This is a genomic window from Streptomyces sp. NPDC055025, from assembly GCF_053608565.1.
The window spans coordinates 26,761-50,630 of record NZ_JBSGVS010000050.1 but is presented as its reverse complement, the minus strand read 5'-3'; the positions used below and the strand labels follow the sequence as shown (position 1 = coordinate 50,630).

21 protein-coding genes are annotated in these 23,870 nt (G+C 71.5%); 15 read left to right on the top strand and 6 right to left on the bottom strand.

Annotated features, from left to right (window positions below; genetic code table 11):
• The first annotated feature begins 5 nt into the window (after nt 1-5).
• Complete coding sequence (gene sufU / locus ACWGDX_RS27655) at nt 6-470, top strand: Fe-S cluster assembly sulfur transfer protein SufU (RefSeq protein WP_365902497.1); 465 nt, start codon at nt 6-8, stop codon at nt 468-470.
• Nucleotides 467-805, top strand: a complete 339-nt coding sequence (locus tag ACWGDX_RS27650; RefSeq protein ID WP_363080665.1) for a metal-sulfur cluster assembly factor — start codon at nt 467-469, stop codon at nt 803-805. The genes sufU and ACWGDX_RS27650 overlap by 4 nt, the downstream gene beginning before the upstream one ends.
• An 89-nt stretch (nt 806-894) precedes the next feature.
• Here ACWGDX_RS27650 and ACWGDX_RS27645 read toward each other — a convergent pair whose 3' ends face one another.
• On the bottom strand, nt 895-1,893 hold the full coding sequence (locus ACWGDX_RS27645) for an oxidoreductase (protein ID WP_453629804.1): 999 nt from the start codon (nt 1,891-1,893) through the stop codon (nt 895-897).
• 315 nt (nt 1,894-2,208) lie between these two features.
• Between ACWGDX_RS27645 and ACWGDX_RS27640 the strand changes: the two genes are divergently transcribed.
• The 4 genes from ACWGDX_RS27640 to dapD all read left to right on the top strand — a co-directional run bounded on the left by ACWGDX_RS27640 (nt 2,209) and on the right by dapD (nt 4,540).
• The gene (locus ACWGDX_RS27640) at nt 2,209-2,547 is read left to right on the top strand and encodes a DMT family transporter (RefSeq protein WP_363080673.1); all 339 of its coding nucleotides are present in this window, start codon (nt 2,209-2,211) and stop codon (nt 2,545-2,547) included.
• Complete coding sequence (locus ACWGDX_RS27635) at nt 2,547-3,083, top strand: TetR/AcrR family transcriptional regulator (protein WP_453629802.1); 537 nt, start codon at nt 2,547-2,549, stop codon at nt 3,081-3,083. The genes ACWGDX_RS27640 and ACWGDX_RS27635 overlap by 1 nt, the downstream gene beginning before the upstream one ends.
• 33 nt (nt 3,084-3,116) lie before the next feature.
• Nucleotides 3,117-3,320, top strand: coding sequence for a hypothetical protein (locus ACWGDX_RS27630; protein ID WP_363080676.1), 204 nt, complete (start codon nt 3,117-3,119; stop codon nt 3,318-3,320).
• Nucleotides 3,321-3,541: 221 nt separating this feature from the next.
• Complete coding sequence (gene dapD / locus ACWGDX_RS27625; protein ID WP_453629800.1) at nt 3,542-4,540, top strand: 2,3,4,5-tetrahydropyridine-2,6-dicarboxylate N-succinyltransferase; 999 nt, start codon at nt 3,542-3,544, stop codon at nt 4,538-4,540.
• A gap of 7 nt (nt 4,541-4,547) precedes the next feature.
• On the opposite strand, the gene dapA is transcribed toward dapD, so the two are convergent.
• Nucleotides 4,548-5,450: a 4-hydroxy-tetrahydrodipicolinate synthase gene (gene dapA / locus ACWGDX_RS27620; protein WP_453629798.1), complete on the bottom strand. Its 903-nt coding sequence runs from the start codon at nt 5,448-5,450 to the stop codon at nt 4,548-4,550.
• A gap of 312 nt (nt 5,451-5,762) precedes the next feature.
• Here dapA and ACWGDX_RS27615 point away from each other — a divergent pair, with 312 nt between their 5' ends.
• The 4 genes from ACWGDX_RS27615 to ACWGDX_RS27600 all read left to right on the top strand — a co-directional run bounded on the left by ACWGDX_RS27615 (nt 5,763) and on the right by ACWGDX_RS27600 (nt 9,781).
• Nucleotides 5,763-6,395 (top strand): hypothetical protein, encoded by a 633-nt coding sequence (locus ACWGDX_RS27615; RefSeq protein ID WP_453629796.1) that lies wholly within the window; start codon nt 5,763-5,765, stop codon nt 6,393-6,395.
• Nucleotides 6,396-6,436: 41 nt separating this feature from the next.
• Nucleotides 6,437-7,090 (top strand): SMI1/KNR4 family protein, encoded by a 654-nt coding sequence (locus ACWGDX_RS27610; RefSeq protein WP_453629794.1) that lies wholly within the window; start codon nt 6,437-6,439, stop codon nt 7,088-7,090.
• Between the two features lie 235 nt (nt 7,091-7,325).
• Nucleotides 7,326-8,030 (top strand): antibiotic biosynthesis monooxygenase, encoded by a 705-nt coding sequence (locus ACWGDX_RS27605; RefSeq protein ID WP_453629793.1) that lies wholly within the window; start codon nt 7,326-7,328, stop codon nt 8,028-8,030.
• Nucleotides 8,031-8,296: 266 nt separating this feature from the next.
• Nucleotides 8,297-9,781: a hypothetical protein gene (locus ACWGDX_RS27600; protein WP_453629791.1), complete on the top strand. Its 1,485-nt coding sequence runs from the start codon at nt 8,297-8,299 to the stop codon at nt 9,779-9,781.
• Nucleotides 9,782-10,239: 458 nt separating this feature from the next.
• On the opposite strand, the gene ACWGDX_RS27595 is transcribed toward ACWGDX_RS27600, so the two are convergent.
• Nucleotides 10,240-11,004 carry an SDR family NAD(P)-dependent oxidoreductase gene (locus ACWGDX_RS27595; protein WP_453629789.1) on the bottom strand — a complete coding sequence of 255 codons (765 nt, stop codon included), beginning with the start codon at nt 11,002-11,004 and terminating at the stop codon, nt 10,240-10,242.
• A 105-nt stretch (nt 11,005-11,109) separates the two neighbouring features.
• Here ACWGDX_RS27595 and ACWGDX_RS27590 point away from each other — a divergent pair, with 105 nt between their 5' ends.
• Both ACWGDX_RS27590 and ACWGDX_RS27585 read left to right on the top strand, forming a co-directional pair.
• Nucleotides 11,110-12,528 (top strand): alkaline phosphatase PhoX, encoded by a 1,419-nt coding sequence (locus ACWGDX_RS27590; RefSeq protein WP_453629787.1) that lies wholly within the window; start codon nt 11,110-11,112, stop codon nt 12,526-12,528.
• 256 nt (nt 12,529-12,784) lie between these two features.
• Nucleotides 12,785-13,012 carry a hypothetical protein gene (locus tag ACWGDX_RS27585; RefSeq protein ID WP_078490871.1) on the top strand — a complete coding sequence of 76 codons (228 nt, stop codon included), beginning with the start codon at nt 12,785-12,787 and terminating at the stop codon, nt 13,010-13,012.
• A gap of 83 nt (nt 13,013-13,095) precedes the next feature.
• Here ACWGDX_RS27585 and ACWGDX_RS27580 read toward each other — a convergent pair whose 3' ends face one another.
• Together ACWGDX_RS27580 and ACWGDX_RS27575 are read right to left on the bottom strand one after the other, a co-directional pair.
• Complete coding sequence (locus tag ACWGDX_RS27580) at nt 13,096-14,301, bottom strand: TerD family protein (RefSeq protein WP_453629786.1); 1,206 nt, start codon at nt 14,299-14,301, stop codon at nt 13,096-13,098.
• Nucleotides 14,302-14,456: 155 nt separating this feature from the next.
• Nucleotides 14,457-15,266, bottom strand: a complete 810-nt coding sequence (locus tag ACWGDX_RS27575; protein WP_453629784.1) for an NAD-dependent epimerase/dehydratase family protein — start codon at nt 15,264-15,266, stop codon at nt 14,457-14,459.
• A gap of 326 nt (nt 15,267-15,592) precedes the next feature.
• Here ACWGDX_RS27575 and ACWGDX_RS27570 point away from each other — a divergent pair, with 326 nt between their 5' ends.
• On the top strand, nt 15,593-16,645 hold the full coding sequence (locus tag ACWGDX_RS27570; RefSeq protein WP_453629782.1) for a 5-dehydro-4-deoxyglucarate dehydratase: 1,053 nt from the start codon (nt 15,593-15,595) through the stop codon (nt 16,643-16,645).
• A complete protein-coding gene (locus tag ACWGDX_RS27565) occupies nt 16,642-17,844 on the top strand; it encodes a hypothetical protein (RefSeq protein WP_453629780.1) in 1,203 nt (400 codons plus the stop codon). The genes ACWGDX_RS27570 and ACWGDX_RS27565 overlap by 4 nt, the downstream gene beginning before the upstream one ends.
• Nucleotides 17,845-17,913: 69 nt before the next feature.
• Here ACWGDX_RS27565 and ACWGDX_RS27560 read toward each other — a convergent pair whose 3' ends face one another.
• Nucleotides 17,914-19,146: a sialidase family protein gene (locus ACWGDX_RS27560; protein WP_453629779.1), complete on the bottom strand. Its 1,233-nt coding sequence runs from the start codon at nt 19,144-19,146 to the stop codon at nt 17,914-17,916.
• Nucleotides 19,147-19,719: 573 nt separating this feature from the next.
• On the opposite strand from ACWGDX_RS27560, the gene ACWGDX_RS27555 reads away from it, so the two are divergent.
• Nucleotides 19,720-23,844 carry a LamG-like jellyroll fold domain-containing protein gene (locus ACWGDX_RS27555; protein ID WP_453629777.1) on the top strand — a complete coding sequence of 1,375 codons (4,125 nt, stop codon included), beginning with the start codon at nt 19,720-19,722 and terminating at the stop codon, nt 23,842-23,844.
• Nucleotides 23,845-23,870: the final 26 nt, after the last annotated feature.

Genomic DNA, 23,870 nt, shown 5'->3' with positions numbered 1-23,870 from the left:
TGTCCGTGAAGCTGGATTCGATGTACCAGGACGTCATCCTGGACCACTACAAGCACCCGCACGGGCGCGGTCTGCGGGACGGCGACGCCGAAGTGCACCACGTGAACCCGACCTGTGGTGACGAGATCACGCTGCGTGTGCGGTACGAAGGTTCGCGGATCGCGGATGTCTCGTACGAGGGCCAGGGCTGCTCCATCAGCCAGGCCAGCGCGTCCGTACTGAACGATCTGCTGGTCGGCAAGGAACTGGCCGAGGCGCACAAGATCCAGGGCACCTTTCTGGAGCTGATGCACTCCAAGGGTCAGCTGGAGCCGGATGACGCGATGGAGGAGCTGCTGGAGGACGCGATCGCGTTCGCCGGTGTCTCCAAGTACCCCGCCCGTGTCAAGTGCGCGCTGCTGAGCTGGATGGCGTGGAAGGACGCGACGGCCCAGGCCCTGGGCGACCGTGCGACGAAGGAGACGGCATGAGCGAGAACGAGACCCTGACGATCAAGCCGGCCTCGGAGGACGAGGTCCGCGAGGCGCTGTACGACGTCGTCGACCCCGAACTGGGCATCGATGTCGTCAACCTCGGCCTGATCTACGGCATCCACATCGACGATTCCAACACCGCCACCCTGGACATGACCCTGACGTCGGCGGCCTGTCCGCTGACCGATGTGATCGAGGACCAGGCGAAGGCGGCGACGGACGGCATCGTCAGCGAACTCAAGATCAACTGGGTCTGGATGCCGCCGTGGGGCCCGGACAAGATCACCGACGACGGCCGCGAGCAGCTCCGCGCACTGGGCTTCAACGTCTGAGACCCGAGGAGCCCGAGCGGACGCGCCACAGAAGCCCCATGCCCCACGAACCGGGTCATGGGGCTTCCGCGCGCGGGTGTCCTTCTCCGCTAGGGCGGAGGGGTGGTCGTGGCGGCTGCTTCGGCGAGGGTGGGGGCCAGGTTCTCGGTGCGGATGCGCTGGTCCACGTAGAGCAGGCCCAGTACGAGCTGGGGGAAGACCGTCACGGCGATCTGGCTGACCAGCTGGCCGATCAGGGACAGTGCCAGATAGCCCACGAGGGCGACGAGGGCCAGTCCCGCGGTGAGATCGCCGTTGTCGTCGGCCGTGTCGAACACACCGGGGAACACGCCCAGTGCTCCGACGAATTGCTGGAAGACCAGTCCGGCGAGGGCCGCCATGGCGAAGGCCAGCAGGGAGATCCCGAAGATCCGCCACCAGGCGCCGCGTACCAGGTGTGCCGAGCGGCTCATGGCCGCCAGCGGGCCACGGGACTCGATCATGGCGACGGCGGGGGCCAGGCTGAAGCGGACCCAGAGCCAGATCGCCGGGGGAGCGACCACCAGTGTGCCGAGGAAACCGGCCGGGATCAGCCAGGAGGCCGGGCGCCATTCGCCCGGCGTGGTGAGTGAGATCAGCGTGGCGGTGAACGCCGCCACGAAGAGTCCCAGCGGGACGAGTGCGATCAGCCAGCTCAGGACCGATGTGCCCAGCACCGCGGGGGTGCGTACCGAGGCGCGCCGCCAGGTCTCGCGCAGGGTGGTCCGCCGGCCCAGCACCGCGTTCTGGACCATCGCCGGGCAGGCCGCCTGGACCAGCGCGTTGGCGGCCAGCAGCGCCAGCGTTCCCAGGACCCAGACACAGCCGAAGGCGATCAGCAGCGGCCGGAGGTCGTGCCAGGACGGATCGGTCTCGAAGGCCGTGTCGAAGACCCGGTGCAGATGGTCGCCGACCTCGGCGTAGGCGACCGCCAGCGCGGCGACGACCACCAGGGTGGCGGCGCCGTACACCAGGGCGGCCAGCCCGAACAGCGGCTTCCAGTAGCGCCCCATGGTGGCGAAGGTGCCGCCCAGTATGTCGCCGAGACCGAGCGGTGCGAGCGGGATCACCCCGGGTCTGGGAGGCGGGGGAGGCGGTGTCCAGCCGCCCCGGCCGTACGGCCCGTTCCCGTAAGGACCGTGAGGGCCGTTCCCGTAGGGCCCGTTTCCGTAAGGGCCGTACGGACCGCCGCCGTACGGTCCTCCTCCGTCCCCGCCCGGACCGCCGTCGCCACCGTCCGGGCCGTTCCCCGGCGGATCGTTTCCGTCCCACCCCGTGCCGTGCGTCACAACCCCGCCCCGTTCGCGCTCGCCCCTCCGGACGGCACACCGTAGCCGCCGCGCACTGAGGTTGGCCAGGGAGTATAGGTACGAGCGTACATACCTATGTGTACGATCGTACGCATGGGATATGGACTGCTGGCCGCGGCGATAGCGGCGGAGGTGGCCGGTACGACGGCCATGAAGTACAGCGAGGGCTTCACCCGGCTGTGGCCCTCGCTGATCACCGTTGTCGGGTATCTGGTCGCGTTCGCCCTGCTCGCGCAGACCCTCAAGACCCTGTCCGTGGGCACCGCCTACGCGATCTGGTCCGGCGCGGGCACGGCGGCCATCGCCGTCATCGGCGTGCTCTTCATGAACGAGTCCGTGAACGCGGCCCGAGTGGCGGGTATCGTCCTGGTGATCGCGGGTGTCCTCGTGCTCAACCTGGGAGGAGCCCACTGATGACCCGGCGTTACGACCCCGAGCGGCGTCGGCGCATCATCGACGCGGCGATCCGGGTGGTCGGGCGCGCCGGTATCGCGGGGCTCAGCCATCGCACGGTCGCCGCCGAGGCCGATGTGCCGCTCGGTTCGACCACGTACCACTTCACCTCACTCGACGAACTGCTGATCGCCGCGCTGCGCCAGGCCAACGAGAACTTCGCCACCGCCATCCAGGAGAGCGGCGCCCTCGCCGATCCGGAGTGCGATGTCGCCGGGGAGCTCGCGCGGTTCATGGGGGAGTGGCTCGCCGGGGAGCGTACGGGGGTGGAGCTGGAGTACGAGCTGTATCTCGCGGCCCTGCGGCGGCCCGCGCTGCGCCCGGTCGCGGCGGAGTGGTGTGCCGCGGTCGCCGAGGTGCTGTCCCGGCGCACCGACCCCGTCACCGCGCGGGCGCTGGTCGCGCTGCTGGACGGGATCTGTCTCCAGGTGCTGCTCACGGACACGGTGTACGACCAGGAGTACGCGCGCGAGATGATGGCGCGGTTGATCCCATGAATCCGGCTTGTCGCCTGACGGTAGGTTGATCGGATGAGCAACACCTCTCAGGGGCCCGAGATCACCTACGCCGAGTGCAGGCAGTGCGGAACCCTGATCGCCGGTCTCGACGGCCGTTACAGCTGCGGTGTCTGCGGCTGGGTCAACCATCACTCGGAGGGACACCGCCCGCTGCCGCGCGCCGAGGACGACATCGACCACGCGGCGGCCGGTACGGACGACAACCGGCTGAGCTGACGGCGGTGCTGTCGGCGGTGCCCGGCCGCAGTGGTCGACGGCCGCAGCGGTCGACGGCGGTGGTGGCCGACGGCGATCGCCGGCGATCGCCGAGCCGGCCTGGGTGCCCCGGGGCCGGAGATCCGCCCCCGGAGATCCGACCCGGGGCACGGCCCCGAGGCGCGCGCCCGTCACCTGAGACCGGTTCGCCCGGGTGCCGTCGGGAACGTTAAATTCTGAGCATGACCGACACCTCTTCGCCCCGTTCTTCCCGTACCACCGGCGCCGTCGCCGCCGGCCTCGCCACCCTCACCCAGGACGGCACCGTCCTGGACACCTGGTTCCCCGCTCCCGGGCTCGCCGCGGAGCCCGGACCGGCCGGCACCGAGCGGCTGACCGCCGAGCGCGCCGTGGAACTGCTCGGTGAGGGCGCGGCCAGGGCCGTCGGGCCCGACGCGCGCCGCGGGGTCGAGGTCGTCGCCGTCCGTACGGTCATCACCTCGCTCGACGACAAGCCGCTGGACGCCCACGACGCGTATCTGCGGCTGCATCTGCTCAGCCACCGGCTGGTCCGGCCGCACGGCCAGAACCTGGACGGCCTCTTCGGGCTGCTCGCCAATGTCGCCTGGACCTCGCTCGGCCCGGTCGCCGTCGACGCGCTGGAGACGGTACGGCTCAACGCGCGCGCCGAGGGGCTGCACCTTCAGGTGACCTCGGTCGACAAGTTCCCGCGGATGACGGACTACGTGGCGCCCAAGGGCGTCCGGATCGCCGACGCCGACCGCGTACGCCTCGGCGCGCATCTCGCCGAGGGCACCACCGTGATGCACGAGGGCTTCGTCAACTTCAACGCGGGGACCCTCGGCACCTCCATGGTCGAGGGGCGGATCTCCGCGGGCGTCGTCGTCGGCGACGGCTCCGACATCGGCGGCGGCGCCTCCACCATGGGCACGCTCTCCGGCGGCGGCAAGGAGCGCATCGTGATCGGCGAACGCTGTCTGATCGGCGCGGAGGCGGGGGTGGGCATCGCGCTGGGCGACGAGTGCGTGGTCGAGGCGGGGCTGTATGTCACGGCCGGTACGCGCGTCACGATGCCCGACGGCCAGATCGTCAAGGCGCGTGAGCTGTCCGGCGCGAGCAATATCCTCTTCCGCCGCCACTCGGTCACCGGCGCCGTCGAGGCCCGTCCGAACAACGCGGTCTGGGGCGGTCTCAACGACGTGCTCCACAGCCACAACTGAGAGCGCCTCACCAGCGCGGCGGCGCGGTGGCGAGCTCCCCGTAGGTCCTCAGCAGCCCGTCGGCCGTCTCCCGGCCGGCGGGCAGCAGCGGTTCACGGACCGGTCCCGCGGGCAGGCCGAGCGCGCCGAGCAGCGCCTTCGCGGTGACCGTGCCGGGCAGGCCCGACGCCATCATCGAGGTGGCCAGCGGCAGGGTGAGCTGGTTGAGCCGTACGGACTCGGCGCACGCTCCCGCGTCGTACGCGTCGAGAACGGCCCGTAGGCGGCGGGGCGCGGCATTGGCGACCGTGCTGACGAATCCGGCGCCGCCCACCGCGTACAGCGGGAGGTTCAGCTCCTCGCACCCCGAATAGTACGCGAGCGATGTCGTGGCGATCACCGTGGAACTGCCGAGCAGGTCGTACGCGCAGTCCTTCACGGCGACGATCCGCGGGTGTCCGGCGAGGCGGAGCATGGTCGCCGGTTCGATACGGGTGCCGGTGCGGCCGGGGATGTCGTACAGCATCAGCGGGATGCCCGTCGCGTCGGCGACGCGCAGGAAGTGCGCCTCCACGGCCTCCTGCGGCGGACGGCTGTAGTACGGCGCCACCACCAGGAGGCCGTGCGCCCCCGCCCGTTCGGCGGCCCGCGCCAGGGCGACGGTGTGCCGGGTGTCGGCGCTGCCCACGCCCGCGAGGACCTGGGCCCGGTCGCCGACCTCCTCGCACACGGCCCGTACGAGCGCGGTCTTCTCGGCGTCCGTGGTGGTGGGGGACTCTCCCGTGGTGCCGTTCAGGACCAGTCCGTCACAGCCCTCGGCCACGAGATGACCGGCGAGCTCGCGGGCGCCTGCCAGGTCCAGTTCTCCGGCGGCGGTGAACGGCGTGACCATCGCGCAGAGGGCGCGGCCGAAGGGGCGTGGAGTGCTCATGGCGGCCAGTGTCCGTCCACCCGACTGTGAAGGTCTACTTAGTTCTGCTTGGAGTGAGGGTGAAGCAGCGCTGAACGCAGGAGGTGGCGGGCCGCCGATACGACCGGCGGGACCGGCGGCTTCCTCGTCCCCGCCCTTCGGACCGGCCCCGGGGCGTTGCGAGCGGTCCGGGGGGTGTCCTGAGTGGCCCCGGGGGCATCCTGAGTGGTCCGGGTCTGCCATCGGCAGTATTCCGCTGTCCGTCGTTCGGCGTTCGTATATCGGCATCGAACAGTGATCGGCCGTCCGTTCGGAATGCGGCAGGATGCTCCCATGATGCGTACTCCGCGCCGTCCGCTGCTTCTGCTGTTACCGGCCCTCGCCCTCGCGTCCGCGGCCTGCGGGAACGAGAGGGCGCACGCGGGCGCCCAGGCCGACCGCGCCGAACTGGAGGCGCGCGCCCGGTACATGCAGTCGGCGATCGAGCTGATCCGGGTGACCGAGATGGACGGCTTCGAGGTGGCGCCGCAGTCGGTCGGGGTCGTCGGCGGCGACGGCTTCGGGAGTACATACGTATCGGCGCGCGACGGCGCGCGCATCCAACTGACCGTGGACCGGGGGACGCTGACGGCGGCGACCTGCCCGGACGTCCCGCTCCACGGGGTCTCGGGCGGCCGGGCGGAGTGCGAGCGGGACGGCACCGCCTGGTACCGCCTTTCCGGAGGTACGCACGAGTACGCGCGGGCCGAGGACGGCCTTGTCGTACGGGTCAGCGGCGAGCGGGCGACGGTGGACCGGGGGACGCTGCGGCGCGCGGCGGAGTCCGCGCGCCCCGCCACGGACGCCGAACTCGACGCGCTGCTGCCGGAACAGACGGCTCCGGCGTCGCCGGTCGAACGGGGCGATCTGCCGCCCGTGGGCGACGGCGCTCCCGACAACAGCGTGCCGGAGGGAGCTTCGGGGTAGCAGGGGCCGGACTGTCAGTGGGTGCTGGTCCAATAGGGGACATGGAGGGCATGAAGAGCATGGAGAACGAAAACGCCCACCGGGGCGAAGCAGACCGGGGCGAAGCGGACCGGGATGACCGGGACGCGGGCGATCCGGGCGCGGCCGACCGGGGTGAACTCGACGCGCTGCGCGCGGCCTTCCCACCGGAGCACTGTCTGCCGCCGCTGGGCTGGGACGCGGTGCGCGCCTTCGAGCGCGGGCAGGGGATCGTCCTGCCCGAGCCGTACCGCACGCTGGTCGCCGAGATCTGCGACGGATGCAGCGAGGGCCCGGCCGATGTCGACGGGCTGATACCCGTGGCGGCGGTGCCCGCCGACTGGGGATGCGCGCAGACACAGCGGGTGCTCTCGGAGCCCTTCCCGCTCACCGAGGCCTGGGTGTGGGAGGACGACCCCCGGCCGTACGAGGAGATCGAGCCGCTCATCGACGAGGTCTGCAACCACGGCAGCGTGGTGCTGGGCACGGACGGCTGCGGGATGTACTGGCATCTCGTGGTCACGGGCCCGCAGCGGGGCCGGATCTGGAACATCAGCGATGTGGGCGCGGCGCCGTTCGGGGCGGCGTTCGGCCACACCACCGCGGGGGACGGGTTCGCCGGCTGGGTGGCGCACTGGGCCACCTCGCGGCGGCCGTGGTTCGACGTCGTGGTCTGATTCGACGGGTGTGGTCCGACGGGGACCACGGCAGGACGGGGGTCATGACGGGACGGGTCCGTGGCGGGACGGAGCCGTGACCGGGCGGGGACCGAGTCAGGACGAGGACCGCGACCGGGTGCCGGCCGCGACGGGGCGGGACCGGCGCGGAAGCTGTTTGACCTCAACCGCACTTCATCTTCGAGGCTGGTGGCGAAGGCGCACCGCGGGGGTGCGCCACCCAGGAGGTACCACCATGTCCGTGCGATCCACCACCCTGCCCGAGATCACCCGCCCAGGTGTGGGGGTCGTCATGGTCGGCCGCTGGCGCCTCGGCGCGCCTGAGGCCCGGCGGGCCGCGGTCGAGGCCATCGACCGCGCGTGGCGGAGCCGGGAGTGGCCGGACGCCGGTCCGCTCTCGTACTCCGTCCTCACCGGCAATGACGGCGACAGCCTGCTCCACTACTCGCAGTGGAGCGGCCCGGAGGCGTACGAGGAGTTCGTCCGCACCCACCGCGACGGGCGTGACGCGGAGATCGACGCGGCCGTGCCCGGGATCGAACGGGTCGGGATGGGCGCGTACGAGCTGTACCGCAGCCTGGAGGGTGCCGCGGGCGAGCGCCGGGTCCCCGGCTGTGTCGCGCTCGTCGAGGCGGAGTTCGACGGCCCCGACACCGAGCGGCAGAAGGCCTGGGTCGATGCCGTCTTCGAGGCCCTCGACGACGAGCCGGCCCCGGCGTCCGGCGGGATCTCGGCGCACTTCCACATCAGTGTGGACGGGACCCGTGTCCTGAACTACGCGGAGTGGGAGAGCGAGCAGGCCCATCTGGACGCGCTCGCCGCCCCGGGGGACGGGGTCGGGTCGGACACCGCGGCATGGCGGCGGGTGCGGAATCACCCCGGACTCACCGGCGGCGCGGTGCGGCGGTACACCCCCGCGCTGAGTCTCACCGCGGGGTGAGAGCGGCGGCCCGGCCGTATGTGGGGTACGGCCGGACCGCCGCGGTTCCCGGGATGCGACGCCCCCCCGTGCGAGGGTTTCCGGCCACTTGGGGAAGAGCCGTGCGAGGGCTGGTCTACGCGCGTAATCTCCTTGCTGGACCGCCCAGTTGTCAAGGGTGCCTCGGTCCGCTCCACCTGTCGGGTACATGAACCGGGTGGGATGGGTCCAAATGCGTCTACGCTGGGGGCCGCCGTGAATCCGTACGCCGCGAGGAGAACCACCAGATGACCGGAGACCGCCCCACCGTGCCCCCGGTACGACTGCCCTCGGACGCGGAACTGGCGCGGGACGCGCTGGCCGCGCCACTGCTCGCCCGCGCCGTGCGGCTGGCCCGCTGGGCGGGCCCCGGGACACGCGTGGGGGCGGGCGGCGAACTTCTCGACGAACAGCTCCCCGAGGCGGCGAAGGTGCTCGGTCTCGTGGACGAGGAGCCACGGGGGGACGGCGAGGCGTACGCGAGCGAGGCATGGCGGGTCGCGGTCGACACGGGTCTGGTGACGGTCGAGGACGACGAGACCGAGGACGGCGCGGACGACGGCGCCGGCGGCCGTGTCACGGCCGGCGAGCAGCTCGCCCTGCTCACCTCCGGCTCCCCGCAGGACATCCTGGGGCTCTGGCTGGACGCCTTGGACGTCGTGTTCGCCGACGCGACCGCGCCGGTCCTGGACGATCTGGCCGCGGCGATCGGCGAGGACGGCGAGATCGACTTCGAGTCGCTCGACTGGGACCCGGAGTCGGAGGCGGAGTTCCTGGAGGGCGTGCTCGGCAATCTCTATCTGCTCACCGTCGCGGACGGCGGCGGCGCCGGGGACGGCGTGTCGGGGCCCGTACCGCTGCCGGTCCTCGCCGCGTCGATGATCGTGCCCGACGACATGGGCGAACCCACCGACGACGTCCTGGAGCAGGTCTCCGAGGCGATGATGCGGCTGGACGACCAGTTCCGGCTGCTGGAGCCGGTCGGGCTGGTCTCGTACGTACCGGTGGACGAGGCCCTGATGGAGGAGGACACGGGGGGCGCGGCCGATGCCTCGCTGCCGGTCGGCGAGGAGGACGTCGCCCGCTACGGCATGGTCCGGCTGACACCGCTCGGGCTCTACGGGATCAGGTCCCGGATGCTGGAGGCGGGGGTCGACGCGCCCGCGGTTGGCGATCTCGCGGACAAGGACGCGCACGCGCTGCTGGACGGGGTCGCGGACTTCCCCGAGCTGTCCGCCCGCGCCGAGACCGAGCAGTGGCTGGCCCGCCGCGCACCGGCCGACGCGGCGGGTGAACTGCTGGCCGCCGCGCGCGGCACGGACCAGCGCGCGCCGCTGCGCCGCCTCCACTGCCAGCAGGCGCTCTCCCTGGTCGGCGCGGAGGCGGAGTCGGCGGTACGGGACGTACTGGACGACGCGGAACTGGGCGGTCTGGCGCGGGTCTGGCTGGCCGAACTGGGAGCGCGCGACGTGCCGCCGCCGCCGGAGCCCATGATCTTCTGGCTGGCCATCGACACGATCGCCGCGCAGCTCGACGCGGAGGGTGAACCGGAGGAACTCCAGGAGCTGGTCGAGGGGCTGGTCGGCCGGCACAGCGGCTTCTTCGACGCGGCCTGGCGGATCGACCACCCGGCGACGGCGGAGGTCCTGGAGGCGATGGGGCGGCTGCACCGGGACCGGGGGATCTCGAAGGAGGCCCGAAAGGCGGCGTTCAAGGCGAGGTCCCGGTCGTAGGGGGGTTCGCCTCCCGGCGCTGCGCCTCCCGGCGGGGGGCCGTGGCTCGGGGTGCGTTGCCGACGCGGGCCGGCGGGTGGGTGCGGGTGGTCGCCCGCCGCGCTTCATGCGCGCCTGGCGGCGCGGGGGCGGTGCGCGCCTGCGGCGCGGGGTGCGGTGGGTGGGTGGTGCGGGTGCCGGGGCACTCCGGAGGTACATGTCCGGACGGCATGATTTACGCCGCGTGCGGGTCTCGCTGTCGGGTGCGGCTCGGTGTGCGGCACACATCACGCTTTAGTGTCCGGACACGCACCTCCTGCGACCCCGACCCCCTCCCGCCGGAGGCCCGGCCGCAGGCCGCAATTCAAGCCCGTCCGGCGATTGAGGACGGACCCGTCACGCGGACGGACCCGCACACGACAACCGGCCCCCGCCGAAACGCACCCCCGACCACGGCCCCCCGCCGGGAGGCGCACCGCTCACCGCAGGTGCGACGCGCCGTTGAGGTCCAGGATCGTGCCCGACGCCCACTCCGCCGCCGGTGACGCCAGCCACAGCACCGCCTCCGCGATCTCCTCCGCCGTGGCCACCCGCCCGAAGGGGCTCTGCGCGCGGATCGCCTCGCCCTCCGGGCCCGTCAGGCGGTGCGCCACGCGTTCCGTGTCGAAGAAGCCCGGGGCCACGGACGCGACGCCGATGCCGTACGGGGCCAGGGAGACGGCCAGGGACTGGCCCAGCGCGTGGACGGCCGCCTTGGTCGCGCCGTAGGCCGGATGGTCCGGCTCGCCGCGGAACGCGCCGCGTGAGCCGATGTTGACGATCCGGCCGCCCGTGCCCCGGTCGATCATGGAGCGGGCGGCGCGGTGGCTGAGCAGGGCCGTGCCCAGCAGATTGACGGATATATGGCGCTGCCAGGCCGCCGCCCACTCCTCGTACGACGTCGAGGGCAGCGGATGGGGTTCGTTCACCGCCGCGTTGTTGACCAGTACGTCGATCCCGCCGAGCGCCTCCGCCGCCTCGTCCGCGATCCGCGCGGCCCCGGCCGGGTCGGACAGATCGCCGCCCAGCAGCGCGTGGCCCGTACCGGACAGCGACTCCAGGGTCCGCCGGGCGTCGGCGGCGCGGCTGCCGTAGTGCACGGCGACCCGGTCGCCGTTGGCGGCGAAGGCTCCGGCGACGGCGCGGCCGAGACCCCTGGACGCGCCGCTGACGAGGACACGGCGACCGGTGGCGGGCAGTTTCATGGAAGAGGGCCTTTCTATGTCGGCCGGTGTTCAACCGGCGTTCAGCCATGGGCGGGAGCGTCGGGAGCGTACTCCCTCCCCCCTTGTGCCCTTCAGGAGACCGCGATGTCGTTGACCCGCAGGGATTTCACCGGAAGATCCGCACTCACCGGGGCGGGCTTCGTCCTGACCGGCGCCGCCGGCGCGCTCGCGACCGCGCCCGGGGCGCTCGCCGCCGAGGACGCTCCCGAGGTGGCGAGCGGTCCCGCGCTGGAGCCGGGTTACGGACCGCTGCGCCCCGACCCGCGCGGGATGGTCGCGCTGCCCGCCGGATTCTCGTACAAGGTGATCACACACAGCGGGGTCACCAAACTGGAGACCGGCGAGGACACGCCCTCCAACCACGACGGCACCGCCACCTTCGAGGGCCCGCGCGGGGTCACGCTGCTCGTCAACAACCATGAGCTGGACGGTCCGAGGGACGAGGTGGAGTACCCGGTGCCGCTCACCGAGGGGCTGGTCTACGACCCGGCCGCGCCCGGTGGCTGCACCGTCGTGGAGACGCACCGCGACGGCCGTACCGCGGAGTGGGTCGGTATCTCGGGCACGGCCAACAACTGCGCCGGCGGACGCACCCCCTGGGGCACCTGGCTCACCTGCGAGGAGAACTCCGACCGGGCGGGCCAGAACGGGATGACCAAGGACCACGGCTATGTCTTCGAGGTCGACCCCTACGACCGCCGTGCCAACCGGAACCCCAAGCCCGTCAAGGCCTTCGGCCGCTACGACCACGAAGCGGTCGTGATCGACCCGCGAACCGGGTACGCGTATCTGACCGAGGACGCCTCGGAGCCCAACGGCCTCTTCTACCGCTGGGTCCCGCCGCACGGCTTCAAGCACGGCCGCGGCCAGCTCCGCCGTCTCGCCGACGACGCGGGTGTCCTCCAGGCGCCCCGCTGCTTCGACGCCGGCGGCCGCTTCGTCGACGACCTCTCGCGCGCCGCGAAGCTCGGCACCGTCTACGGCGTGGACTGGGTGGACGTACCCGACCGGGACGCCAGGACCGTCGACGTACGCCAGCAGTTCGAGGGCGAGGACGTCACCCGGGCCAGGAAGCTGGAGGGCATGTGGTGGGCGGACGGGGGCGCGTACATCGTCTCCTCGTACGCCCGTGACGAGAGCCCCGGCCGCCCGCACGACGGCCAGGTGTGGTTCTACCAGCCCCGGCGCCGCACGCTGACGCTCAAGGTGCTGCTGGGCGTCAACGCCGAACCCGGCGAGGACGGCGCCTTCGACGGCCCGGACAACATCACCGTCTCGCCGTACGGCGGACTGGTCATCGCCGAGGACGGCGAGGGGGTCCAGCATCTCTTCGGCGCCACGGAGCGCGGACGCACCTACCCGATCGCCCGTAACGATCTCAACGACAGCGAGTTCACGGGTGTCGTGTTCTCGCCCGACGGCCGCACCCTGTTCGCCAATATCCAGGAGCCGGGCATCATGCTCGCCATCACCGGCCCCTGGCGGCGCTCGCCCCGGCACTGACCGCCGTTCGCCCCGGCACCGACCGCTGTTCGTGCCGCCCGTACCGTCGAGCCTCCGGTACGGGCGGGTGTACCGGCCGGTCTCCAGGCCCGGACGCCGTTCTTCCAAGGATTCCGGAGCGGTTCCGGAGCGGCCCCGGACCCGTTCCCGAGCTGCGCCGGAGCGGTCCTCAAGGGGTCCCGGAAGGGGTGATCCGGCGGCCCGTCAGCCGCCGGGCATGGCGCGCCGGGGCTCATTGGGCGCATACTTCCAAGTAATGACAAAGTCAGCCGGATCCCGGCGCCACCTGCCGTCCAGTCCCTTCAACCGCCAGGCCCCGGCCTCACCCCCGCCCGAGCAGTTCGATGTGGGAGACCGTGTCTCACACGATCAGTTCGGTCTGGGCAGAGTCATCGGAGTCGAGGGCGAACACGCCGTGCTCATCGATTTCTCGGGGCGACAGGGGAGGATCCTGAGCCCCTTCGCCAAGCTGACCAAGCTCTGAGGCGGAGCCAGAACGCCGCGCCCCCGGGCCGCCGCGGGTCCTGACGGGACCCCGCGGCGGCCCGTAGGCCTGCCAGGGGTCCGTCAGAGGATCTTCGCGGCGGGCTTGACCATGCCGCGGACCGTGCGGGACTTCACGAACTCCCCGAGACCGGTCATCTCCCACTCGCCGGAGAACTGCTTGATCAATTTCGCCATGATCACACCCGTCTGCGGCTCGGCCGTCGTCAGATCGAAGCGGACGAGCTCCTCGCCGGTGGCCGCGTCGATCAGCCGGCAGTACGCCTTGGCGACCTCGGTGAACTTCTGGCCCGTGAAGGAGTTGACGGTGAAGACCAGCCCCGTCGCGTCCGCGGGCAGCCGGCCGAGATCGACGACGATCACCTCGTCGTCGCCCGCGCCCTCCCCGGTGAGATTGTCACCGGAGTGCTTGATGGCTCCGTTGAGGATGGAGAGCTTGCCGAAATAGCAGCTGTCGAGGTGGTTGCGGTTCGGACCGTAGGCGATCACCGAGGCGTCGAGATCGATGTCCTTGCCGCGGTACGCGGGCTCCCAGCCGAGGCCCATCTTGACCTGGCTGAGCAGTGGCCGGCCTCCCTTGACCAGCGACACCGTCTGGTTCTTCTGGAGGCTGACCCGGCCCTTGTCCAGATTGATCTTGCCGCTGCCGGGCGCCGCGGCGGGCGGTCCCGGCGGCGCGGCCGGGGCGGGCGGCGCGGCCTGCGCGGGGGCCTGTGCGGGGGCGGGTGCGGGGGTGGGGACCGGGATCGCGACAGGAGCCGGGGCGGGCTCCTCGACCGAGACACCGAAGTCGGTCGCGATCCCGGCCAGTCCATCGGCGTACCCCTGGCCCACCGCGCGCGCTTTCCACGCGCCGTTCCGCAGATAGATCTCCACGATCACCAGGGCCGTCTCACTGCCCAGCCGCGGCGGGGTGAACGTGGCCAGCGCGCCGCCCGTGGCGGCGTCGCGGATCGTCGCGGTGGGTTCGATGCCCTGGAAGCTCTGCCCGGCGGCGTCCGGGCTCGCCGTGACGACGATCTTCTCGATACCCGGCGGGACGGCGGTGGTGTCGACGACGATCGCGTCCGGCGCCGACCCTTCGCCCGAGCGGTACGTCACGCCCGGACCGGCCGGCTGGTTGTAGAAGATGAAGTCCTCGTCCGAGCGCACCTTGCCGTCGGCGGTGAGCAGCAGGCCCGATACGTCGAGCCGCACGGGGGCGGCGACGTCCACCGCGACATGGGCGGTGGGCAGAGGGATGTTCGAGCCTGGGGTCATAGCTGTCATGCCGACGTAACGAACGACCCCGCTTTACCGTTCCCTTACCTACGCCATTCGCGTCGGCGCCGCGTCCGTACCGCGTCCGTACCGGGCCCGTACCTGCTCAGGCCCACGTCAGGGCCGCGTGCGGCGCCGGGCCCAACACGGAGCCGGACGGGTCGTCAGTGGGGCCAGCGCGGCGGGTCGGTGACGAACCCGCCGCCCAGATACGCGTGGTCCCGGTTGGCCGGGTCGAGCGGTCCCTGCGCCTCGATGAGCTTCTCCGCGAACTGCTCCGAGTCGTCCTGGGGCTCGTACCCCAGCGCCCGCGCGCTCGTCAGGTCCCACCACAGCCGGGTGTTGGCGGAGGAGCCGTAGACGACGGTGTGGCCCACCTCCTCGGCGGTGAGCGCGGCGTGGAAGAGCCGGGCGCAGTCGCCGGGGCTCAGCCAGACGGAGAGCATCCGGACCGTGCTGGGCTCCAGGAAGCAGGAGCCGATCCGTACGGAGACGGTCTCCAGCCCGTGCAGATCCCAGTAGAGCTGGGCGAGGTCCTCGCCGAAGCACTTGGAGAGCCCGTAGAACGTGTCGGGGCGGCGCGGGGTGTCGACGGGGATCAGCGGATCGTCGCCCCGGGGGCGCGGGGTGAAGCCCACGGCGTGGTTGCTGGAGGCGAAGACCGTGCGCCCGACCCCCTCCGCGCGTGCCGCCTCGTAGAGGTTGTACGTCCCCTCGACATTGGTGCGCAGGATCTTGTCGAAGCTGGACTCCAGCGAGATACCCGCGAGATGGATGATCGCGTCCACGCCCCGGACGGCCTCGCGCAGCGCGTCCGTGTCCGCGAGATCGGCCGTGACGGCGTCGGGCGCGCCGTCGACGGGGTTGACGTCGAAGAGCCGCAGTTCGTAGCCGTACGCGGGCAGCAGGCCCCGCATCAGGGTGCCGAGGCCGCCGGCGGCGCCGGTGAGCAGAACGGTGCGCGGTGCGGGCATGGGGAAATCTCCTCGGCGGCGTGGATCCCCTCGGCGGCGCGGATCCATGGACGGCGGTCTCGGCGGGTGGGCGGCCGGCCGGGTGTACCCGGCGTACTCAGCATGCTCAGATCCGTAGACATTATTCACATGCGTGGACACGCTAGGGAGTCGGGACCGGCAGCGTCAAGTGTGGCGCGAGGGCGGTGAATCCGTCCCTGAGTTGCGGTTTCTCGTCTTGACCCGCGCCGCGCGGCTGCCCTAGCGTGGCGTTGTTCAGGGATATGGACATCGATCAGAATTGTGCACGAGCGGTCGCCGCTCGCTGCATGGCCAAGGGAGCGCTCGTGACCTCAGCCCCGCTCGCCGCACGCCTCACCCGCGTGGCCGGGCCGCTGTTCTTCCCCGTCACCGCGTACGGGCCCGACGGCGCCCTCGACCTCGACGCCTTCCGCGCGCATGTCGGAGCGGGCGTCGACGCGGGAGCCGCCGCGGTCTTCGCGTGCTGCGGCACCGGTGAGTTCCACGCCCTCACCCCGGAGGAGTTCCGGGCCTGCCTCGCCGCGGCCGTCGAGGCGGCCGACGGCCGGGTGCCGGTCGTGGCGGCGACCGGTTACGGCACGGCGCTCGCGATCCAGTACGCGCGCATCGCCGAGGAGGAGGGCGCGGACGGGCTGCTCGCGATGCCGCCCTACCTGGTCGTCGCCGACCAGGAGGGGCTGGTGCGCCACTACACCGCCCTGGCCGCGGCCACCTCCCTGGAAACCATCGTCTACCAGCGCGACAACGCCGTCTTCACCCCCGCGACCGTCGTCGAACTCGCCGCGGTGGACGGCATCATCGGTCTCAAGGACGGGTACGGCGACCTCGATCTGACGCAGCGCATCGTCAGCGCCGTACGCAATGAGCTGCCCGACCGCGAGTTCCTCTTCTTCAACGGTCTGCCCACCGCCGAACTGACCGGCCTCGCCTACCGCGGTATCGGGATCACCCTCTACTCCTCCGCGGTCTTCGCCTTCGCCCCCGATATCGCGCTCGCCTTCCACCGCGCCCTGGTCACCGGCGACGACACGACCGTCGGCCGGCTGCTCGACGGCTTCTACGCGCCGCTGGTCGAGCTGCGCAACCTCGGCCGCGGCTATGCCGTCTCGCTCGTCAAGGCGGGCGTACGGCTGGGCGGTCTGGACGTGGGTGAGGTACGGCCGCCACTGAGCGAGCCCGCCCCCGACCATGTCAAGGCGCTCGCCGTGCTCATCGACCGGGGCAGGTCCCTGCTCGCGGACATCGAGGGCGCGGACACGGCGGACGGTCCGGCCGGCGGCCCGGTGCGAGACCCGGCCGACGGCCCGGTGCAGGGCCCCGCCGGCGGTCCGGCCGGCGGCTCGGGGGCGGGCCGGTGAGGACCTCCGTCTTTCTCTATCCCTGGGACGTGGTGGGCGATCCGGACGCCCCCGCCAGGATCGCGGAGCTCGGCGTCCAGCAGGTCACCCTCGCCTCCGCCTACCACTCCACCCGCGCCCTGACCCCCCGTCATCCGCGCCATCGTGTCGTCACCGCCGAACACGCCGCCGTCCTCTACCCGCCGGACCCGGCGCGCTGGGCGGGCCATGACCTGCGTCCGTACCCGGCGGGCGACTGGGCCCCCGGGGACGCCCACGGCGAGGCCGCGGCGGCGCTCATGGACGCCGGACTCGACGTGCACACCTGGGTGATCCTCGCGCACAGCTCCCGGCTGGGCGCCGAGCATCCCGCCACCTCCGTGGTGAACGCCTACGGTGACCGCTATCCCTGGGCGCCCTGTATCGCGCGGCCCGCGGTCGCCGGGTATCTGACCGAACTGGCCGCGGAGGCGGCCGTACGCCCCGGCGCGCGCGGTACCGAGCTGGAGTCGTGCGGCTGGTACGGACTCGCCCATCTGCACGCCCACGACAAGACCGCGGGCGTCGGCCTCGGTGACGCGGCCCAGTATCTGATGTCCCTCTGCTTCTGCTCCGTCTGCCGGGAGGGGTACGCGGGCCTCGGGGCGGAACCGGACGGACTGGCCTCCGCCGTGCGGCGCGCGCTGGAGCCCGGCTGGGCCGCCGGCTCCGCCGAGGCCGGCTGGTCCGGTATCGAGAAGCTGCTCGGCGCGGATCTCGCCGCCGTCACCCTCGACTGGCGCGGCGGGATCGCCCGTACGTTCCAGGAGTCGGCGGTCGCGGCGGTACGGGCGGCGGCCGGCCCCGGGTTCCAGGTGCTGCTGCACGCCGACCCCGTGCCGTACCGCACCGGTGCCAACGCCGGTGTGGACCCGGCGCACATCCTCGGAGTCGCGGACGGTGTCGTCCTGCCCTGCGCCGGGGGCGCGGCCGGGACCGTGCTGCCCCCCTTCGCGGACCATCGCGCCGCGTCCGCCGCGTCCGCCGTGCCCGCCGTGTCCCCGGTGCTCGCCGCCAACTTCAATGTCGTCAGCGGTATGGGCGGCAGCCCGGCCTCGCTCGCCGAGGACGCCGCGCGGGCGAAGGAGCTGGGAGCGACCGAACTGCGCCTCTACCACGCGGGGCTGGCCTCCGACGCGGATCTGGCGGCGGTCGCGTCGGCGCTCTCACACCTGAGCTGAGCGGGCCTTCCGGGCTGCCGGGCGCGGACGCGCCGTCCCCCGTGGGGGTCGTCCCGTCCCGTCCCGGGGCTACCGGAGCCGGTCGAGGGGGAGCCGGGTGAAGGTGATGGTTTCGTACGGCTTGCCGCGGCCGGTCTCGTACAGGATCCCCGCGGTGCCCTCGTCGATCTGGACCAGGTCGGAGTAGGCGGCGGGGTGGGTCGTGAGGCGGAGGCCGGTGGTCCAGTTCAGGCCGCCGTCGTCGCTGGAGCGTACGGTCATATGGCTGCGTGCCCGGGGGTCGGCGGGTGCGGACAGCAGGAGGGGGCCGGTCCGCCGGTCCCGCTGTGTCTGGAGGACGCTTCCCTCGATGATGGGCGCGGTCACGTCCTCGGTGGGGGCGAAGGGCGCGTCCAGGGACTGTCCGCCGTCGTCGCTGTAGGCGTGGGCGCGGGTGACGGGGATGGTGCCGTGCTGGTCGCGGGCGTTGAAGTAGACGCGGCCGTCGGGCAGTTGGGCGGCGGTGGTCTCATTGACGTTGACGCGGCCGTCGGGTGTGGCGTCGACGTAGCCGATGCGCCAGGTGGTGCCGCCGTCGTCGCTGAGCAGGGAGTGCCCGCCGTAGTAACGGGGTTCTGTTCCGTTGTCGGCGCTGCCCGCGGGGGGTGCGGTGGAGTGGTTGGCGGGGATGACGAGGCGTCCGGTGTGGGGGCCGTTGGTGAGCGCGAGGCCATGGCCGGGGCCGGTGGCGTACCAGCGCCAGTCCTGCCGCTTGGCCTGGTCGGTGATCTCGGTGGGGGCCGACCAGGTGCGTCCCCCGGTGTCGCTGTGCTGGACGTAGACCCGTCGGCCCGCTGCTCGGGGGTGGTCGCCGCGCAAGATGGCTTCCTCGGTGGCGGTCGCGGCGTTGCCGCAGGTCAGGAGGACCAGACGGCCGGTCCCTGGTACGACGACGGGGACGGGGTTGCCCACCGTGTCCGCGCCGGCGTCGGCGACCAGTCGCAGGGGTGACCAGGTGCAGCCGCCGTCGGTGGAACGCCGGGAGACGACATCGACGTCACCGGTGTCGGCCTGTGCGTTGCGGCGTCCTTCGGCGAAGGCGACGAGGGTGCCCGGGGCGTCCGGGGTGCCGTCTGCTGTCGTGACCACGGCAGGTATACGGAAGGTGTGGTACCCGCCGGTGCCGGCGCGGAAGACGACGGAGGACTCGCAGCCGCCCGCCCCGCCCGCGGAGTGTTCGGCCGCGGGCGTCGGATCGACGCAACCGGACAGCAGGGCGGCGAGCCCCACCAGCATGGTGCCGCGTGTGAACAGAGAGGGCACCGACGACTCCCGGAGGATATGAGACGCGCTGAAGTTCTCAGACGCGTGTTGTGGGGTTGCTGACCGTCATCGCGGCTGGTGGTGCGCGTGCGTGTGGCATGCCGCAGAGCTGGCATAAAACATGATCGAGACGTACACCTCGGTGAACACCGGGGGAACGCGACCTGGCCGTCCGTCGGCGATTTCCCGTCGCCGGCTCTTCCGTCGAGGTCGCGGACTCCTTGTGCCGCTTGGGTGCACCGCGATGTGGCGTTCATGACATGCCAATTCTATTGGTGTGGAATTTACCATTCCTTTACCTGTCGCGCCTAGTTTCACGAGTCGCACACAGCGTGATCTTGTCCGGTGCAGGGGGAGGGGCGGGGGATGTTTCGTAGTGTTCGAAGGGGCGGGAGGGGCGGCCGACGGCTGGGGGGTGGTATAGCCCTCATGGCGACGGCGGTGCTGCTGCCTGTGGGAGCGCTCCCCAGTGCCTCGGCGCAACCGCTCGCCGCTGTGCGTGGAGTGCCCGCACAGCCGTCTTCCGTTGACGACGATGCCACTGCCGCGAGCTCCGAGGAGGAGGCTCTCGCGTTGGCGAAACGTTCCGGCAGGAAGGTCGAAGCGGTCTCGCTGCGCTCGGAGACCAGCGATGTGTTCGCCACCCCCGAGGGGGAGTTGGAGGCGCGGGAGTACCTGCGTCCGGTGCGGACCCGGATCAACGGTGCGTGGCAGCCCATCGACACGGATCTCGCCAGGGCGGGAGCGGGCACGGTCGCGCCGAAGGCGGCCACGGTGGGGCTGACGTTCTCGGGTGGCGGAGACGGACCACTGGTCCGCATGGAGCGCGCGGGCCGCACCCTGGAACTGACGTGGCCGGAGCCTCTGCCGGCACCTGTGCTGAACGGCGACACCGCGACCTATCCCGATGTTCTGCCGGATGTGGATCTGAGGCTGGCCGCCCGGCCGGAGGGCTTCACCCAGCTCCTCGTGGTCAAGTCGGCCCAGGCCGCGAAGAGCGAGGACCTGGCTGAGCTGCGGCTTCAGCTGGGTGGCGAGGGCATGTCGGTGCGGGAGACCGTCAACGGCGGTCTCGAAGCCGTCGACAAGGGCGCGGGGGGTGTGGTTTTCGAGGCGCCGACACCGATGATGTGGGATTCCAGCTCGGGCGAGCAGGGCGACGCCCCCACTGTCCGCCGGGCCGCGGCGCCTGGCGTGGAGGACGACGCGACGGGAGAGCCGGGCGAACCCGGTGCCGGGGAGTCGGGACGGCTGGCGCCGGTCGGTGTCGACGTCGCTTCCGGCGGCGAGGAACTCGTACTGACCCCCGACCGTGACCTCCTCACGGGCCCCGGGACCGTGTATCCCGTCTTCATCGACCCGCAGTGGGACACGCCGCGGGCCTCCGCGTGGACCATGGCCTCCAAGTACTGGGCCGGCTCACCCCAGTGGAAGTTCAACGGGGACGCCGACGGGGGCCTGGGCTACTGCGGCTGGGTGTACTGCCAGCCGTACGACGTCAAGCGGCTCTTCTACCAGATATCGACCACCAAGTTCGCCGGACGGTCGATTCTGTCGGCCGAGTTCGTGGTCCGTGAGACGCACGCCGCCTCCTGCGACGCGCGCGAGGTCCAGCTGTGGCGGACCAAGGGCATCAACTCGTCCACCACATGGAACACGCAGACCGCCGACGGCTTCTGGGTCGACCACCTTCAGACACGGAGCTTCGCCTACGGATACGACGGGTGCGCCTCGAAGGACGCGGAGTTCGATGTGAAGGCCGTCGTGGCCGAGGCGGCCTCCAAGAAATGGCCGTCGATCACCTTCGGGATGCGCGCCACCAGCGAGGACGACCTCTACACCTGGAAGCGGTTCTCGGACTCGGCGTATCTGCGGGTGACCTACAACCGCCCGCCGTCCCAGATCAAGACCTCGCAGCTGACGATGGATCTGGGTGGCACGTGTGTGAAGGCCGACAAGATGCCACGCGCACGCTCCCTGCCCACCCTGCGGGTCGACAATGTCACCGACCCGGACGGTGACCGTGTTTCCGTGCAGTTCCAGGCACTGTGGGACACGGGCGACGGGCGGAAGCCGCGCTGGAAACCCGCGAGGACGTCTTCCAAGCCATCCGGCTCCGGCTTCTCGCTCAAGTTGCCGACGAGCCTTCCGAAGAACACGACGATCGTCTGGCACGCGCGTTCCTGGGACGGTGCCCAGTGGTCGCCGTGGAGTTCGGTGAACGCGAACGGCTGCTATGTCATGTACGACACCAGTGTGCCCGCCGGTCCGTCGATCACCTCGGCGCTGTATCCGGCGTCCGACGCGGAGGACCCGAACGACCCCTGGTGGGACGGTGTCGGCCGCTACGGCGCCTTCACCCTCGACTCCTCGTCGTCCGATGTCGGCATGTACTGGTTCGGGATCAACGAACTGCCCAGCAGCAAGCACACGCTGACGACCTCCGGGGGCGCTGCCAAGACGACGAAGTTCACACCGGCCAAGCCGGGCCTGAACTTCATCACCGCTCAGGCTTTCGACGCGGCCGGCAACGGCAGTGAGATCCGCACCTACTACTTCCGGGTCCGTTCCGGCCAGCCCGACCGGCTGACCTGGGGCCTCGACGAAGGCGCGGGCGGGAACGCCGTCAGCGGCTCGGGCGGTGCGTGGCCGGCCGAGCTGCACGGAGGGGCGGCGCCGGGAGGCGAGGGAGTGACCGGGGGCGGGTTGCGTTTCGACGGCGTGGACGACCGTGCCGCGACGCTCTCGCCCGTACTGAATACCCGTAAGAGCTTCTCCGTGTCGCTGTGGGCGAAGCTCGGCGATCTCGATCCGTCACACGGCGCGGTCGCGCTGGCCCAGGCCGGAAACGTACGCAGCGGGTTCGAGCTGTACTTCTCGCCGTCGCGCAGCGGCTGGGTCTTCGTACGTCACGCCGCCGACGCCGAGGACACGACGGCCTCGCGGGCGATGCAGCCGGCGTGCGCCACCGGTGATACGGCGTGCACGAGCAGCAGGCTCGGCACCTGGACCCATGTGGTCGGGGTCTTCGACAACCCCAACAGCCAGGTGCAGCTCTACGTGAACGGCACGTTGGCCGGCACGGCGCCGTTCAGCGGGCCCTGGGACGCGCGTGGCGGCACCTTGCTGGGTGCTACGGAGTCCTCCCGTACGCCCAACGGATTCTTCTCCGGCGACCTGGACGAGGCGCAGCTCTTCGACTACCAGCTCACCGCGGCCGATGTGACCCGGCTGCACGGCAAGCAGCCGGTGGACTCCGGCACTCGTCCGGCCAAGCTCGTCTGGCCGATGGACGAAACGGCGGACGCCCCGGCGGTGACGGGGCGGGCCCAGCAGGTGCGCGCCACCGTGCACGGCGGTGCTCAGTTCGGCGGCGGAGGAGTCGACGGTACCTCCCTGCACCTGGACGGCGACGACGACTACGCGACGACCGCTCAACCGGTGCTGGACACCTTCCAGAGCTTCTCCGTGTCTCTGTGGGCCAGGCTGCCCGCGAACAAGGAGAACCGGGCGATGACCGCCATCACCCAGGCCGACTCGAACAGCCCGGGATTCGCCCTCTACCACTCCTCGGCGCTGGGCGGCTGGGTATTCGCGCGGGAGGAGTCCAATTCGACCACCTCCACCGTGGTCCGTGCCGAGCAGAGCGCCTGCCCCGCCGAAACCCCCAACTGCGCCGCCGCGCAGTTGGGCCAGTGGGCGCACGTGGTGGGTGTCTACGACTACGACGCGGGACAGATCCGGCTCTACGTCAACGGAGTACTGAAGGACACAGCGGAGTTCACCACCCCCTGGCTGGCGATCGGCCCGGTCACCCTGGGCCACTCCCTCGCCTCCACCGGGCCGAGCGGGCTCTTCGAGGGCGACCTCGACGACGTACAGCTCTACGACCGGACGGTCTCGGACCATGAGGTGCGCCAGCTCTTCAAGCAGAACCCCGTGGTCAAGAGCCGCTGGAAGTTCGAGCAGGCCACCGGGACTCCGCCGGTCACCCCGGACGCCTCGGCGTCGGGCAACGGTCTGACGCTGTACGGCGGTGCGAGTACAGCGCCGGGCGGGGTGGACGGAAGCCTGGAACTGGACGGCGTGAACGACTACGGCGCGACCGCCACCGTGCCCGTCGACACGAGCGCGAGCTTCACCGTCTCCGCCTTCGCACAGTCCGCGGGCGTTCCGGAGGCTCCCGTGACCCTGCTCGGCGCACCCGGTGTCAAACAGAACGCCCTCGCGGTGCGTTACGTACCGAGCGCCACCCCCGGGGCCGATCCGGGGCGCTGGCAGATCACCACGGCCGACAAGGACAGCACGGACGCCTCCGTCACCCAGGTGCGGAACGGACAGTTCTTCGGACCGCAGGAGCGGAACCATCTGGCGCTGGTCTACGACGGCTTCGCCTCGGAACTGCGGCTCTATGTCAACGGCCAACTGGAGATGACGGCCTGTGCGGACACCGACGGCGACGGGGAGCCCGACGAGGCGGACTGCCTCGACCAGACGTCCCAGGCGGAGGGCGTCGTGACGTTCAAGGCGGCGCAGGGGCTGGAACTCGGCCGCGGCAGGGCGGGCAGCGCCGGTACGGAGTACTGGCCCGGCAGTGTCACCGACGTGTGGACCTTCCAGGGCGCGTTGACGGAAGCGCAGATCGGCGGTCTCGCGATCGGCCAGCCCGGCCTGGACACCGTCGTTCCCAACGGCTGACCTCGATCGCGGCGGGCCGGCTCCAT